The organism is Pseudomonas sp. CK-NBRI-02 (assembly GCF_008124495.1).
GTDB classification, from domain to species: Bacteria; Pseudomonadota; Gammaproteobacteria; order Pseudomonadales; family Pseudomonadaceae; genus Aquipseudomonas; species Aquipseudomonas guariconensis.
This window is the reverse complement of sequence record NZ_VSJH01000027.1, coordinates 103,061-117,394: the sequence shown is the minus strand read 5'-3', so window position 1 is coordinate 117,394 and position 14,334 is coordinate 103,061. Positions and strand designations below refer to the sequence as shown.

The following is a 14,334-nucleotide window of genomic DNA, read 5'->3' as shown; positions in this document are numbered from 1 at the left end:
TGTAGCAGGCCAAATGTCACTTCGACGTATCATGGTCACCGCGGTGCGCAACTTGCACCCGGTGACCCTCTCTCCCTCCCCCCGCATCAACATCCTTTACGGCGCCAACGGCAGCGGCAAGACCAGCGTGCTCGAAGCTGTGCATCTGTTGGGGCTCGCCCGTTCCTTTCGCAGTACACGTCTGAACCCGGTCATTCAATACGAGCAGCCTACCTGCACCGTATTTGGAGAGGTTCAGCTTGTCGAAGGCGGAACGAGCAATCTAGGAATATCGCGGGATCGTCAGGGCGATTTCACTATCCGTATCGATGGGCAGAATGCGCGCAGTACAGCTCAACTCGCTGAACTACTGCCGCTGCAGCTCATCAACCCGGACAGCTTCCGCCTGCTTGAGGGTGCCCCGAAAGTGCGTCGGCAGTTTCTGGATTGGGGAGTGTTCCACGTGGAACCTCGATTCATGACTGCCTGGCAGCGCCTCCAGAAGGCGCTGCGGCAGCGGAACTCATGGTTGCGTCATGGTACACTTGACGCTGCTTCGCAAGCCGCCTGGGACCGGGAGTTATGCCTGGCCAGTGCGGAGATAGATGAATACCGTCGCAATTACATCAAGGCCTTGAAGCCTGTCTTCGAGCGAACCCTGAGTGAACTGGTTGAGCTGGACGGGTTAACCCTGAGCTACTACCGAGGCTGGGACAAGGACCGGGAACTCAACGAAGTACTCGCCTCCTCTCTTCTTCGCGATCAGCAAATCGGGCACACCCAGGCGGGGCCGCAGCGTGCTGATTTGCGTCTGCGATTGGGCGCAAACAATGCCGCCGACATTTTGTCCCGAGGTCAGCAGAAACTGGTGGTCTGCGCCTTGCGGATTGCCCAGGGCCACCTCGTCAGCCAAGCACGCCGCGGTCATTGTATTTATCTCGTGGATGACTTGCCGTCCGAACTGGATGAGCAGCATCGTCTCGCGCTATGTCGCTTGCTTGAAGAATTACACTGCCAGGTTTTTATCACCTGTGTAGATCACGAATTACTGAGGGAAGGCTGGCAGACGGAAACGCCAGTTGCTTTGTTCCACGTGGAACAAGGCCGTATCACCCAGACCCACGACCATCGGGAGTGAAGGCATGAGCGAAAATCAAACGTACGACTCCTCCAGCATCAAGGTGCTGAAAGGACTGGATGCCGTGCGCAAACGCCCCGGCATGTACATTGGCGACACCGATGATGGCAGCGGCCTGCACCACATGGTCTTCGAGGTGGTCGACAACTCGATCGACGAAGCCCTCGCGGGTCATTGCGACGACATCACTGTCATCATTCACCCGGACGAATCCATTAGTGTTCGCGACAACGGTCGCGGCATTCCTGTCGACGTGCACAAAGAAGAAGGTGTCTCGGCAGCTGAGGTCATCATGACCGTCCTCCATGCGGGCGGTAAGTTCGACGACAACTCCTATAAGGTTTCGGGCGGCCTGCACGGTGTAGGTGTTTCCGTTGTGAACGCCCTGTCCGAGAAGCTGGTACTGACCGTTCGCCGTAGTGGCAAGATCTGGGAACAGACGTACGTTCACGGTGTTCCACAAGCCCCGATGGCAGTGGTCGGTGAGAGTGAAACTACCGGTACACATATTCACTTCAAGCCTTCGGCCGAAACCTTCAAGAACATCCACTTCAGCTGGGACATCCTTGCCAAGCGTATTCGCGAACTGTCGTTCCTGAACTCGGGCGTCGGCATCCTGCTCAAGGATGAACGTACCGGCAAGGAAGAGTTCTTCAAGTATGAAGGTGGCCTGCGCGCGTTCGTCGAATACCTGAACACCAACAAGACCCCGGTCAACTCCCAGGTGTTCCACTTCAATGTTCAACGTGACGACGGTGTGGGTGTCGAAGTCGCCCTTCAGTGGAACGACAGCTTCAACGAAAACCTGCTGTGCTTCACCAACAACATTCCGCAGCGTGACGGTGGTACCCACCTGGTCGGTTTCCGCTCCTCGCTCACCCGTAGCTTGAACAACTACATCGAACAGGAAGGTCTGGCCAAGAAGAACAAGGTCGCGACCACTGGCGACGATGCCCGTGAAGGTCTGACCGCGATCATCTCGGTCAAGGTGCCGGATCCGAAGTTCAGCTCGCAGACCAAGGACAAGCTGGTTTCCTCGGAGGTGAAGACCGCCGTGGAACAGGAGATGAACAAGTACTTTGCCGACTTCCTGTTGGAAAACCCCAACGAAGCCAAGGCGGTGGTCGGCAAGATGATCGATGCTGCCCGCGCCCGTGAAGCAGCGCGCAAGGCACGTGAGATGACCCGCCGCAAAGGTGCATTGGACATCGCAGGCCTGCCAGGCAAACTCGCTGATTGCCAGGAAAAGGACCCTGCCCTTTCCGAACTGTACCTGGTGGAGGGTGACTCCGCGGGTGGCTCGGCCAAGCAAGGTCGTAACCGTCGCACCCAGGCGATCCTGCCGCTCAAGGGTAAGATCCTCAACGTCGAGAAAGCGCGTTTCGACAAGATGATCTCCTCCCAGGAAGTGGGCACCTTGATCACTGCCCTGGGCTGCGGTATTGGCCGTGAAGAGTACAACATCGACAAGCTGCGTTATCACAACATCATCATCATGACCGATGCTGACGTTGACGGTTCGCACATCCGTACCCTGCTGCTGACCTTCTTCTTCCGCCAACTGCCAGAGCTGGTCGAGCGCGGCTACATCTATATCGCCCAGCCACCGCTGTACAAGGTGAAGAAAGGTAAGCAAGAGCAGTACATCAAGGACGACGACGCCATGGAGGAGTACATGACGCAGTCGGCCCTGGAAGATGCCAGCCTGCACCTGGACGAATCGGCGCCAGCGGTTTCCGGCGTTCAGCTTGAAAGCCTGGTGAACGAATTCCGTTCCGTGATGAAAACGCTCAAGCGTCTTTCGCGTCTGTATCCTGAAGAGCTTACCGAGCACTTCATCTACCTGCCGGAAGTCACCCTGGAGCAACTGGCCAACCAAGCTGTTATGCAGACCTGGCTGGCGCAGTTCCAGGAGCGTCTGAGCAACAGCCAGAAGTCCGGCCTCACCTACCAGGCCAGCCTGCGCGAAGACAAGGAACGCAACCTCTGGCTGCCGGAAGTGGAAATCACCTCCCACGGGTTGGCCAGCTACGTCACCTTCAATCGTGACTTCTTCGGCAGCAACGACTACCGCACTGTAGTCGCCATTGGCGCCAAGCTCAGCACCCTCCTCGGCGAAGGTGCCTACGTGCAGCGGGGCGAGCGTCGCAAGGCGGTCACTGAGTTCAAGGAAGCCCTGGATTGGCTGATGAACGAAACCGCCAAGCGTCACACCATCCAGCGATACAAAGGTCTGGGTGAGATGAACCCGGATCAGCTGTGGGAGACCACTATGGACCCAACCGTACGCCGGATGCTGAAGGTAACCATCGAAGACGCGATCGCTGCCGACCAGCTGTTCAACACCTTGATGGGTGATGCAGTCGAGCCGCGCCGTGACTTCATCGAAAGCAACGCCTTGTCGGTATCGAACCTGGACTTCTGATCAGGTCCACCGCATAAACAAAAAGCCCCGGCATTGCCGGGGCTTTTTGTTTATGGGCTCGTAGAACCTACAGCCCCAATTCACGCAGGCGTCGATACAACGTCCGCTCACTCATGCCCAAATGACGGGCCAGTTCACTGCGTGACCCGCGAAAGTTTTCCAAGGCCTGGGCCAAGTCGCCCAGCTCATTGCGACTGCGACGACGTAAACCTTGAGCTGCCGTCGGGCCGATGTCCTCCGGTAGGTGCTCAGGTCGAATCAGGCCTTCATCGGCAAACAGGCGTGCCCGCTCGAGGATGTTGCGTAATTCGCGGATGTTCCCCGGGAAGGGGTGCATGCTCAGCCGTTGGAGGGCTTCGGGTAGCAACTTCGGTGATTGCTTACCCATGCGCTGCAGCAGGCTCTCGGCCAGTAATGGCAGGTCTTCCACGCGCTCTCTCAGGGCGGGCAAACGGATGGGGAAGCCGCTGATGCGATAGTAAAGGTCTTCGCGGAAGGTACCGGCGGCGGCCATTTCCTTTAGAGGCTTGTGGGTCGCCGAGACCAGGCGAAAATCGGAGTGGACCGTACGGGTGCTGCCCACGGGCCGGAAGCTGCCGGACTCGATCAGGCGCAGCAGCTTCACCTGCATTGCCAGGGGGACTTCGCCAATCTCATCGAGAAACAGGGTGCCACCATGGGCTGCTTCGGCCAGGCCGATCTTGCGTTGGGTGGCACCGGTGAAGGCGCCCTTCTCGTACCCGAACAACTCGCTTTCGAACAGCGATTCGGTGAGGCCCGTACAATCGACCACTACCAAGGGGCCATTGGCCCGAGGGCTGCCCAGATGCAAGGCACGGGCGAACAGCTCCTTGCCAGTACCGGACTCGCCTTGCAGCAACACCGGGATCTGCGCTGGCGCTGCCCGCTGCAGGCTCGCCAGGGCTGTCTTGAATGCTGCTGATCGACCTACCAGCCCTTGCTCCTGAGGTTGCGCCGAGGCAAGCGTCACGCTGGTGAGCCGTTCGACGAAGGCCACCACCCCGCCCTGTTCATCCAGGATCGGTCGAAGTTCTACGTCCACATGCTCAGGCCCGCGAGGCGTGTGATGGATGTGCAAAACCCGCTCCGGCACCTTGCTGTCCCACGCCTTGCGCAAGGGGCAATGCTCGCCCGCCTGGTCACATGGCACCGCATAGTGGTGGGAAACCCGGTGGCATTTCTCTCCCACAGGGGCGTGATCATCCTTGCCGAACTGACGGCGATAGGCCGCATTGGCCGCGAGGATGTTGTAGTCGGTGTCCAGAATGATGCTGGGCAGCACATCGTGTTCCAGGTAAGACACCAGGGCGAGGATGGCGGGATGCTGGGCTGACACACTAAACACGGACATGACGGTGACCGGTGGCAAGTACCCGGCGAGGTTAACAGGGACTGCCAAACACTGCCATTGGCTGACAGTCGACTGCCAAGGAGGCTGACAGGCATGGCAGATCCTGGTGGTTCAGAGGGAACCCTGGCTCGCGTCATCCGTGCTCCGGATGCAATGGGTTCACCATGAATTCCCTGTTTTTACTGGCCTTCCCGACACCACCGCGTCTGCGTAACAGCCAGCGCTGCCCACTGCGCCTGACTGGCATGCATCTTGATAAACCTCCAAATACTGCCTACGCCTCTAGAAGGCGCGGTGGATAAATCTGGAGACGTGCAATGATCATCGGCAGCAACCTTCATGTGGAAGCCTTGTACGACAAGGTGACCTCTACCATCAGTTACCTCGTTCTGGACCGAAGCTCCGGCCAGTGCGCGCTGATCGACAGCGTATTGGATTACGATCCCAAATCGGGCCGTACCAGCACCGAATCGGCCGATGCCTTGATCGCCCGGGTACAGGCGTTGGGTGCCCAGGTCCAATGGATCTTGGAAACCCATGTCCACGCCGACCACCTCTCCGCAGCGGCCTATCTGAAGGAAAAGCTGGGCGGACATGTAGCGATCGGCGCCCTCATCACCCAAGTGCAAAAGACCTTCGGCGAACTGTTCAATGAAGCGCCAGGCTTTGCCCGGGATGGCAGCCAGTTCGATGTACTGCTCGAAGACGAGGAGATCTTCCTGATCGGCAACCTGCGTGCCCGTGCCCTGCATACGCCAGGGCATACACCGGCGTGCATGAGCTACGTGGTGGAGGACAGTGGCGAGATGGCGGTGTTTGTAGGGGACACGCTGTTCATGCCGGACTACGGCACTGCGCGCTGTGATTTCCCCGGCGCCGATGCGCGCACGCTGTATCGCTCGATCCGCCGCCTGCTGGCCTTCCCTGACACGACTCAGCTGTTCATGTGCCACGACTACCTGCCAGGTGGTCGGGAGATGCGCTTCGTCACGACCGTTGCCGAACAGCGCGCCAGCAACATCCACATCCACCAAGGTATCAGCGAGGACGACTTCGTGGCCATGCGCGAAGCCCGTGACGCCACACTCGAGATGCCCGTGCTGATCCTGCCCTCGGTGCAGGTCAACATGCGCAGCGGCCAGTTCCCCGAGCCTGAGGGCAATGGCGTGAGCTATCTGAAGATTCCGCTGAACGTGCTCTGAACACATAACGACTATTCCAAGGAAACACCGCCATGCCTGCCTTGCAGTCCCCTGCCGACTCTTCATGCGCTGACCATCACAAGGTGGTCATTGTCGGAGCCGGCGCCGCCGGTATCGCTACCGCCTCCAGCCTGATCAGCCGCGACCCATCCCTGGACATCGCCGTGATCGATCCGGCCGATGTGCATTACTACCAGCCTGGCTGGACCATGGTCGGCGCGGGCGTGTTCGATGCCCCGAGCACAGCCCGGACCATGGCCTCGACCATTCCGCGTGGCGTACGCTGGATCAAGGCGCGGGTCGAGCGCTTCGATCCCCAGGCGCAACTGGTCATGCTCGAAGACGGTCGCGCCGTCAGCTACGAGCAATTGGTGGTTTGCCCGGGCCTCAAGCTCGACTGGAACGCCATCGAAGGTCTAAGCGACACCTTGGGCCGCAACGGCGTCACCTCCAACTACCGCTATGACCTGGCACCCTACACCTGGCAGTTGGTGCAGAACCTGAAAAAAGGCAGTGCCCTCTTCACTCAGCCGCCAATGCCAATCAAGTGTGCCGGTGCGCCCCAGAAAGCGTTGTACCTGTCCTGTGACCATTGGTTGCGCCAAGGCCACCTGGGCGCGATCAAGGCCCGTTTCTTCAATGCCGGCGCGGTGCTGTTCGGCGTGCCTGACTATGTTCCGGCCCTGATGGCTTACATCGACAAGTACGCTGTGGACCTCAACTACAGCCATCGCCTGGTGGCGGTGGATGGCCCGAACAAGCGTGCGACTTTCGTGCGCACATTGCCCGATGGCAGCAGCGAGACCCGCGTCGAGGCTTTCGACATGCTGCATGTGGTGCCCCCGCAAGTCGCGCCGGACTTCATTCGTCAGAGCCCGCTGGTCGATGCTGCCGGTTGGGTCGATGTGGACCCCGCCACGCTTCGCCACCGCCAATTCACCAACATCCATGCGCTGGGAGATGTCACCAACACCAGCAATGCCAAGACCGCCGCTGCGGCGCGCAAGCAAGCGCCGGTGGTGGCTAACAATGTGCTAGTTGCGCTGGGACGCCTGCCCACCCTCGCCCAATACGATGGGTATGGTTCCTGCCCGCTTACCGTCGAGCGCGGGAAGATCGTGCTTGCCGAGTTCACCTACGGCGGCAAGGTGGCGCCGAGCTTTCCGCGTTGGTTGCTCGATGGTCGCCAGCCCACTCGCCTGGCCTGGCTGCTCAAGGCGCAGATACTCCCGCCGTTGTACTGGAAAGGCATGCTCAAAGGTCGTGAATGGTTGGCGCGACCTCAACCGCTGGTGGCTGAGGTCGGGCAGTGATCGAACATCAACTGATCGGAGCTGGGCTCGGCGCGATCATTGGGGCCGTGCTGGCACTCACTGGTGCCGGTGGGGGCATCCTTGCCGTACCCCTGTTGGTGTTCGGTCTCGGTTTGTCGATGGTCGAAGCGGCGCCCATCGGCTTGCTCGCCGTGGGGTTGGCAGCCGGGGTCGGCGCCGTGCTGGGTTTGCGCAAGGGGGTGGTGCGCTACCGTGCGGCGTTGTTCATCGCGGCCCTCGGGGTCATCGCGGCACCGCTCGGCCTGATGCTGGCGCACCGTCTGCCCAATACGCCATTGGCGTTGGTGTTCGCTGGCGTGTTGGTCTATGCCTGCCAGCGCATTTGGCGCAAAGCCGGCCGTGAACTGCGCGGCGAACCGGCCTGCGGTGAGCGCCAGATCATGCCCTGCGTGCTCAACCCGTTGCAGGGGCGCTTACGCTGGACCCTGCCTTGTGCTCGCGCGCTGGCGTTTACCGGTGTGCTGTCTGGGCTGCTGTCCGGCCTGCTGGGCGTCGGTGGCGGCTTCGTCATCATTCCGGCCCTGAACCGCTACACCAACCTGGACATGAAGAGCATCGTTGGCACTTCCCTGGCGGTGATCGCCCTGGTATCCACAGGCAGCGTGGTCAGCGCCAGCCTGGCCGGTGTCATGCACTGGGCAGTGGGCGCGCCGTTTGCTGTCGGGGCTGTGTTGGGTCTGCTGCTGGCCCGGCCCCTGGCGAGTAAGCTGGCCGGGCCACGCCTGCAGCAGTTATTTGCCGTGACGGGGATCGGCGCTGCATTGCTGTTGGCGGGCAAGGCGCTACTCGGCTAGCAGTTCGTCCTGCTCCGCGTTGCACAAGGCCAGCAGGTAGTCCCAGACCACCCGCAGGCGCACCGACTTGTGTAGCTCCCGTCGGGTGCAGATCCAGTAGCTGCGCTGGATGGTTTCACTGGGCAGCACCCGCACCAGCGAGGGGTCATGGCGGGCCATGTAATTGGGCAGCACGGCAATGCCCAGCCCGGCGCGTGCGGCATGCTGCTGGGCGATCACGCTGGTGCTTCGGAACACCACGTTGGGCGCCCGGCAGAAACTGTTGAGAAACAGCAGCTCTTGGCTGAACAGCAGATCGTCGACATAGCCGATCCAGCTATGCCGGGCCAGGTCCTCACGGTTGCGCAGCGGCGGCGCCCGATCCAGGTACGCCTGGCTGGCGTACAGCGCCAGGCGGTAGTCGGTGAGTTTGCGAGTGATCAGCAGGTCTGCGCTGGGTCGCTCCAGGTGGATGCTGATCTCTGCTTCCCGGTTGAGGATGCTGACGAACCGCGGCACCGCCACCAGTTCCACTTCCAGCCCCGGGTAGCGCTCGAACAGGGCGTTCATACGTGGGGTGAAGAACATGATGCCGATGCCCTCGGTGACCCCCAGTCGGATCTTGCCCAATGGCGTGATGGCCTGGGTGATCTCTTCCTGAGCGAGCAAGGCCACATTCTCCATGGCTTCGGCATGCTTGAGCAGAGCCTGTCCGGACGGCGTGAGTTCATAACCCTGAGCGTGCTGGACGAACAGCGCAGTACCCAGGCTCTGCTCGATGCTCTCGATATGCCGAGCCACGGTGCTGTGGGTGGTGTTGAGGCGTTTGGCGGCGCTGAGCAAACGGCTGCTGCGCTGCAACTCGAGGAAAAACCGCAGATCGTTCCAGTCGAACATGCTGATCCTTTTGGCTGTTCGCGCTGGCCCTTTCGCGGGTAAACCCGCTCCGACAGGTTCTCCGCCGATCCTGAGTTCGGCGATAACCTATGGGAGCGGGTTTACCCGCGAAGGGCCGGCTCAGGTATAGCGCTGTGCTAAAACGCACAGCGGCTGCGCGAAATCTCGTGTTTCGTCCTCGAAATTAATCAATAAGATGGTCAGGGACAAGAATAAAAATCAGGCGCGAGGTTTCACATGCCATCAGCCGATTCAGTCTTCGACTATGTGGTCGTCGGTGCCGGTCCAGCCGGTTGCTTGCTGGCCAACCGCTTGTCCGCCGACCCGTCCTGCCGCGTGCTGCTGCTCGAAGCGGGTGGCCGCGACAACTACCCCTGGATTCACATTCCCGTCGGTTACCTCTACTGCATCGGCAACCCACGCACCGACTGGTGCTTCAAGACCGAGGCGCAGCCAGGCTTGGGTGGTCGCAGCCTGGGGTATCCCCGGGGCAAGGTGTTGGGTGGGTGCTCCTCGATCAACGGCATGATCTACATGCGCGGCCAGGCAGCCGACTACGACCGCTGGGCCGAACAAGGCAATGACGGCTGGGCGTGGAAGGATGTGTTGCCGTTGTTCAAGGCCAGCGAGTGTCACTTCGCCGGTGCCAGCGACAGCCATGGCGCCGAGGGCGAATGGCGTGTCGAACAGCAGCGCTACAGCTGGCCGATCCTCGATGCCTTCCGCGATGCGGCCGAGCAGAGCGGCATCGCCAAGGTGGCGGATTTCAATACCGGCGACAACGCAGGTTGTGGATACTTTCAGGTCAATCAACGCAGCGGTGTGCGTTGGAACGCCTCCAAGGCCTTCCTCCGGCCGGTGCAAGGGCGTCCGAACCTCACGGTGCTCACCGGTGTTCAGGTCGACCAGATCATCCTCGAAAATGCTCGGGCCTCAGCGGTCAAGGCCCGCTGGCAAGGGGCCTGGCAGGCATTCAAGGCGCGCCGGGAGATCATTCTGTGCGCCGGTTCGGTCGGCTCGCCTGGCATCCTGCAGCGCTCTGGCATCGGGCCGCGCAAGTTGCTCGAGGGGTTAGGTATCGGGGTTCGTCATGAGCTGCCGGGTGTGGGCGGCAACCTGCAGGACCACCTGCAACTGCGCCTGATCTACCAGATCCGCAACACCCGCACGCTCAATCAGATGGCCAACAGTCTATGGGGCAAGATGGGCATGGGCCTGCGCTACCTCTATGACCGCAGTGGCCCGTTGGCCATGGCGCCAAGCCAGCTGGGTGCCTTCGTGCGTTCGGGCCCTGAGCAGGCCACCGCCAACCTGCAATACCACGTACAACCCTTGTCGCTGGAGCGCTTCGGCGAGCCGCTGCACCGCTTCCCGGCGTTCACCGCCTCGGTCTGCAACCTGCGCCCGGTCAGCCGTGGGCGCATCGATATCCGCAGCGCGGACATGCTTGCTGCGCCATTGATCGATCCCAATTACCTGAGTGATCCGCAAGACCTCAAAGTCGCCGCCGATGCCATTCGCATCACTCGGCGCATCGTTCAGGCCCCTGCCCTGGCAGCATTCGATCCGCGTGAGTACCTGCCAGGCCCGGCACTGCAGACTGAACAACAATTGCACGAGGCTGCCGGCAAGATCGGCACCACTATCTTCCATCCCGTGGGCACCTGCCGCATGGGCAGCGGCCCACTGGACGTTGTGGATAACCAGCTGCGCGTTCATGGCGTGCCGGGCCTTCGGGTAGCCGATGCCTCGATCATGCCGCAGATCGTTTCGGGCAATACCTGCTCACCCACGTTGATGATCGCCGAGAAGGCGGCGCAACTGATCCTCAAGGGGGCTCTCACCCAGACCAACCTCAGCGACACCGCGATACCGACGCCCTGACCCGGGTGCGTGCAACACCGGCGGCTTGCGGTCAGAGGCCGCCGACAGTGGAAAACAACAATAATCACTGTGGCCTGCGGGCCGAGGACAGCAACGATGTCGGATTACATCCAAGAGCAAGGTACGGCTGCCAGCACGGTCAGCCGACGTGAGGAACGTAAGATCATTTTCGCGTCATCCCTCGGGACGGTGTTCGAGTGGTATGACTTTTTTCTCTATGGCGCATTGGCGGCGGTGATCAGCAAGCAGTTTTTTGCAGGGGTCAACGACACCACGGCGTTCATCTTCGCGCTTATGGCCTTTGCAGCCGGCTTTCTGGTCCGCCCGTTCGGCGCGCTGGTCTTCGGCCGCCTGGGTGACATGATCGGGCGCAAGTACACCTTCCTGGTGACCATCGTGCTGATGGGCCTGTCGACCTTCGCCGTTGGTCTATTGCCCACCTATGCCAGCATCGGCATCGCCGCACCCATCATCTTGGTGGTGCTGCGCATGCTTCAGGGCCTGGCTCTGGGCGGTGAGTATGGCGGCGCAGCAACCTACGTCGCCGAGCACGCACCGCCTGGCAAGCGTGGTTTTCATACCGGGTTCATCCAGTCCACCGCAACGCTTGGTTTGCTGCTTTCGCTGGTCGTCGTGCTGGGCAGCCGCTACATCAGTGGTGACCAATTCGAGGCTTGGGGCTGGCGGTTGCCATTCCTGTTGTCGATCTTCTTGCTGGCGATCTCCACGTGGATCCGCATGAGCATGGAAGAGTCGCCCGCCTTCGTGAAGATGAAGGCCCAAGGCAAGGTCAGCAAATCGCCGATCCGCGAATCTTTCACCTCCTGGCCGAACCTCAAGGTCGTGTTGACCGCTCTGTTCAGTATCAACGCCGGCCAGGCCGTGACCTTCTACACGGCGCAGTTCTATGTGCTGTTCTTCCTGACCCAGATGCTCAAGATGGACCCGGCCCAGGCCAATACCCTGCTGATCATCAGCGTGGTGATTGGTGCGCCGTTCTTCGTGTTCTTCGGCTGGTTGTCCGACCGAGTGGGGCGTAAGCCGATCCTGATGATCGGCCTGCTACTGGCCACGGTGCTGTACTTCCCGATGTTCAAGGCCCTGAGCCACTACGCCAACCCACAAATCGATGCGGCCAGCCGGCAGGCGCCGATCGTCGTCACGGCCGATCCACAAGGCTGCACATTCCAGTTCGACCCGGTGGGCAAGGCTCGTTTCGACAGCCCTTGCGACAAGGTCAAGACGTTCCTGGTCAAGCAAGGCCTGCCGTACAGCTCGGTGGATGCGCCAGCGGGATCTGCGGTGCAGGTCTCCATCGGCGAGCAGCGCATCGATGGGTTTGACGAGGCGGCCATGCGCTCGGCCATCGAGCAGGCTGGCTACCCGGCCAAGGCGGATCCCGCGAGCGTCAACCAGGTGATGGTGGTGGTGCTGATCGTCGCCATGATCCTGATTGCCACCATGACCTATGGGCCTCTGGCGGCAGTAATGGTCGAGCTGTTCCCGACCCGCATCCGCTACACCTCCATGTCCCTGCCGTATCACATCGGCAATGGCTGGTTCGGTGGCTTCCTGCCGACCGTGTCGTTCGCCTTGGTGGTGTACACCGGGGATATCTTCTATGGGCTGTGGTACCCGGTGCTGATTACCGGGGTGAGCCTGGTGGTGGGGCTGTTCTGCCTGAAAGAGACCAAGGATGTGGATATCGACAAGGTCTAGTGCCTGGCCTTGGTCGCGCGCAGGGTAGTTTGCGGGAGCGGGTTTATCCGCTCCCGCAAGTCTTCACGCTATCAGCGGTGCTGCGGACACAAAAAACCGGCGTAAAAGCCGGTTTTTTTATGCTGCGAAAAAACTTATGCACGATTTCCAAGAAAAGGTCATACAAAGAAATAAGCTTTTAAATCAATCACTTAAGTAGCATTTCGAGGTAATGATCCAAAACTTGCTCACAAGTTATCCACAGAACGTCAAACATTGTGTTCCGCCTGGCTTTCCGCCACCGGCGGCAACGATCCCATGGCCCGCTGTGCCGCCTCGTTCCAGGCCTGGGCGCGGTCGTTGAGCTCTGCGATCGCCCGCGGGCCAGTGCCCACCGGGTACATCGGCTCGCCGATCACCACTTCGATGGTCCCCGGGCGCTTGCCCCAACCTTCACGTGGCCAGAACTTGCCTGCATTGTGCGCGATCGGCAGCACCGGCAGCCCGGCATTCACCGCCAGGGCGGTGCCGCCTCGGGAAAACTTTCCGATCTGTCCGTGGGGGACCCGGGTGCCCTCGGGGAAGATCAGTACCCACACGCCCTGCTTGAGCAGCTCGTCGCCCTTGCTGGCGACTTGGCGCAGGGCCTCCTTCGGGTTTTTCCGGTCGATGGCGATCGGGCGAAGCATCGCCATTGCCCAACCAAAGAACGGCACGTACAGCAGCTCACGCTTGAGCACCTGGCTCAGCGGCGAAAAATAGGCAGACAGGAAGAACGTCTCCCAAGTGCTCTGGTGGTTGGACAGAATCACGCAGGGCTCCTTGGGCACATTCTCGGCGCCGCTCACCTTGTAGCGAATGCCCAAGATCACCCGTGCCAGGAATACGGCGCAGCGGCACCAGTAAACATTGATGAACCGGTAGCGCTTGTGGAACGGCAGAAACGGTGCGACGAAGAAACTCAGCGAGCACCACAGCAGCGAACTGGTGCCCAACAGCAGGTAAAAAAGAAAGATTCTGATCGCCTGCAGGATCGACATAGTGGCATGTACCGTTGCGGGGCCTGCCCGCCTAAGGAAAAGTGCGCCACAGCGGGCGCACTACTTAAATTAGTTCTCTGGCGATGGCTGCCAGATCGTCGAAAATCAAAGTGTTTTGCGGAACGCCTTTTTCCAGCGTCCTTTGTCCTTTGCCGGTCTTCACCAGCACAGGTTGTGCATCGACGGCCAGGGCGGCCTCCAGGTCACCTTTGCTGTCGCCGACAAACCAGACGCCAGCCAGATCGACCTGATAATGCTCGGCAATCGCCCGCAGCATGCCAGGCTTGGGTTTGCGGCAATCGCAACCGTCGTCCGGGCCGTGCGGGCAATGCACGATGTAACCCACCTCTCCCCCTTGCTCGGCCACTAGCGCGCGAAGGCGCGCATGCATGGCCTCCAGGGTCGCCAGCGGATAATAGCCGCGGGCGATGCCGGACTGGTTGGTGGCCACGGCCACCGTCCAGCCCGCCTTGCTCAACTGCGCGATGGCCTCGATCGAGCCCGGAATGGGAATCCATTCATCCAGCGACTTGATGTAGGCGTCGGAGTCGTGGTTGATCACTCCGTCTCGATCAAGAATCAGCAGTTTCAA

The 14,334-nt window shown here is 60.7% G+C and carries 11 protein-coding genes; 7 read left to right on the top strand and 4 right to left on the bottom strand.

The window, feature by feature from the left end; all coding sequences use genetic code 11:
* Positions 1–13 precede the first annotated feature (13 nt).
* Positions 14–1,117, top strand: coding sequence for a DNA replication/repair protein RecF (gene recF, locus DQ397_RS17255; RefSeq protein ID WP_043214211.1), 1,104 nt, complete (start codon positions 14–16; stop codon positions 1,115–1,117).
* 4 nt (positions 1,118–1,121) lie between these two features.
* Complete coding sequence (gyrB, locus tag DQ397_RS17250; RefSeq protein ID WP_043214213.1) at positions 1,122–3,542, top strand: DNA topoisomerase (ATP-hydrolyzing) subunit B; 2,421 nt, start codon at positions 1,122–1,124, stop codon at positions 3,540–3,542.
* Positions 3,543–3,609: 67 nt separating this feature from the next.
* Here the strand turns inward: gyrB and DQ397_RS17245 are convergent, their stop codons facing one another.
* A complete protein-coding gene (locus tag DQ397_RS17245) occupies positions 3,610–4,914 on the bottom strand; it encodes a sigma-54-dependent Fis family transcriptional regulator (protein WP_043207562.1) in 1,305 nt (434 codons plus the stop codon).
* Between the two features lie 317 nt (positions 4,915–5,231).
* On the opposite strand from DQ397_RS17245, the gene DQ397_RS17240 reads away from it, so the two are divergent.
* From DQ397_RS17240 to DQ397_RS17230, 3 genes are read left to right on the top strand one after another with little or no spacing between them, the layout of a single operon-like run.
* Positions 5,232–6,116 (top strand): MBL fold metallo-hydrolase, encoded by an 885-nt coding sequence (locus DQ397_RS17240; RefSeq protein ID WP_043207565.1) that lies wholly within the window; start codon positions 5,232–5,234, stop codon positions 6,114–6,116.
* Positions 6,117–6,148: 32 nt separating this feature from the next.
* A complete protein-coding gene (locus tag DQ397_RS17235) occupies positions 6,149–7,429 on the top strand; it encodes an FAD/NAD(P)-binding oxidoreductase (protein ID WP_043207567.1) in 1,281 nt (426 codons plus the stop codon).
* Complete coding sequence (locus DQ397_RS17230; protein WP_043207570.1) at positions 7,426–8,244, top strand: sulfite exporter TauE/SafE family protein; 819 nt, start codon at positions 7,426–7,428, stop codon at positions 8,242–8,244. Before DQ397_RS17235 ends, DQ397_RS17230 begins: the two co-directional genes overlap by 4 nt.
* On the opposite strand, the gene DQ397_RS17225 is transcribed toward DQ397_RS17230, so the two are convergent.
* Positions 8,233–9,120 carry a LysR family transcriptional regulator gene (locus tag DQ397_RS17225; protein ID WP_043207572.1) on the bottom strand — a complete coding sequence of 296 codons (888 nt, stop codon included), beginning with the start codon at positions 9,118–9,120 and terminating at the stop codon, positions 8,233–8,235. The two genes, DQ397_RS17230 and DQ397_RS17225, sit on opposite strands and share 12 nt — an antisense overlap.
* A gap of 237 nt (positions 9,121–9,357) precedes the next feature.
* On the opposite strand from DQ397_RS17225, the gene DQ397_RS17220 reads away from it, so the two are divergent.
* Both DQ397_RS17220 and DQ397_RS17215 read left to right on the top strand, forming a co-directional pair.
* Entirely contained in the window at positions 9,358–11,004 is a 1,647-nt protein-coding gene (locus DQ397_RS17220; protein WP_043207574.1) for a GMC family oxidoreductase, read from the top strand.
* Positions 11,005–11,100: 96 nt separating this feature from the next.
* Positions 11,101–12,723, top strand: coding sequence for an MFS transporter (locus DQ397_RS17215; protein ID WP_043207576.1), 1,623 nt, complete (start codon positions 11,101–11,103; stop codon positions 12,721–12,723).
* A 248-nt stretch (positions 12,724–12,971) separates the two neighbouring features.
* Here DQ397_RS17215 and DQ397_RS17210 read toward each other — a convergent pair whose 3' ends face one another.
* Both DQ397_RS17210 and gmhB read right to left on the bottom strand, forming a co-directional pair.
* Entirely contained in the window at positions 12,972–13,742 is a 771-nt protein-coding gene (locus DQ397_RS17210) for a 1-acyl-sn-glycerol-3-phosphate acyltransferase (protein WP_043207578.1), read from the bottom strand.
* Between the two features lie 64 nt (positions 13,743–13,806).
* Complete coding sequence (gmhB, locus tag DQ397_RS17205) at positions 13,807–14,334, bottom strand: D-glycero-beta-D-manno-heptose 1,7-bisphosphate 7-phosphatase (protein ID WP_043207580.1); 528 nt, start codon at positions 14,332–14,334, stop codon at positions 13,807–13,809.

What these genes read in the sequence shown, in the direction of transcription:
- recF (WP_043214211.1), top strand. Translation starts at nt 14, where the DNA reads ATGTCACTTCGACGTATCATGGTCACCGCGGTGCGCAACTTGCACCCG.
- gyrB (WP_043214213.1), top strand. Translation starts at nt 1,122, where the DNA reads ATGAGCGAAAATCAAACGTACGACTCCTCCAGCATCAAGGTGCTGAAA.
- DQ397_RS17245 (WP_043207562.1), bottom strand. Translation starts at nt 4,914, where the DNA reads ATGTCCGTGTTTAGTGTGTCAGCCCAGCATCCCGCCATCCTCGCCCTG.
- DQ397_RS17240 (WP_043207565.1), top strand. Translation starts at nt 5,232, where the DNA reads ATGATCATCGGCAGCAACCTTCATGTGGAAGCCTTGTACGACAAGGTG.
- DQ397_RS17235 (WP_043207567.1), top strand. Translation starts at nt 6,149, where the DNA reads ATGCCTGCCTTGCAGTCCCCTGCCGACTCTTCATGCGCTGACCATCAC.
- DQ397_RS17225 (WP_043207572.1), bottom strand. Translation starts at nt 9,120, where the DNA reads ATGTTCGACTGGAACGATCTGCGGTTTTTCCTCGAGTTGCAGCGCAGC.
- DQ397_RS17220 (WP_043207574.1), top strand. Translation starts at nt 9,358, where the DNA reads ATGCCATCAGCCGATTCAGTCTTCGACTATGTGGTCGTCGGTGCCGGT.
- DQ397_RS17215 (WP_043207576.1), top strand. Translation starts at nt 11,101, where the DNA reads ATGTCGGATTACATCCAAGAGCAAGGTACGGCTGCCAGCACGGTCAGC.
- DQ397_RS17210 (WP_043207578.1), bottom strand. Translation starts at nt 13,742, where the DNA reads ATGTCGATCCTGCAGGCGATCAGAATCTTTCTTTTTTACCTGCTGTTG.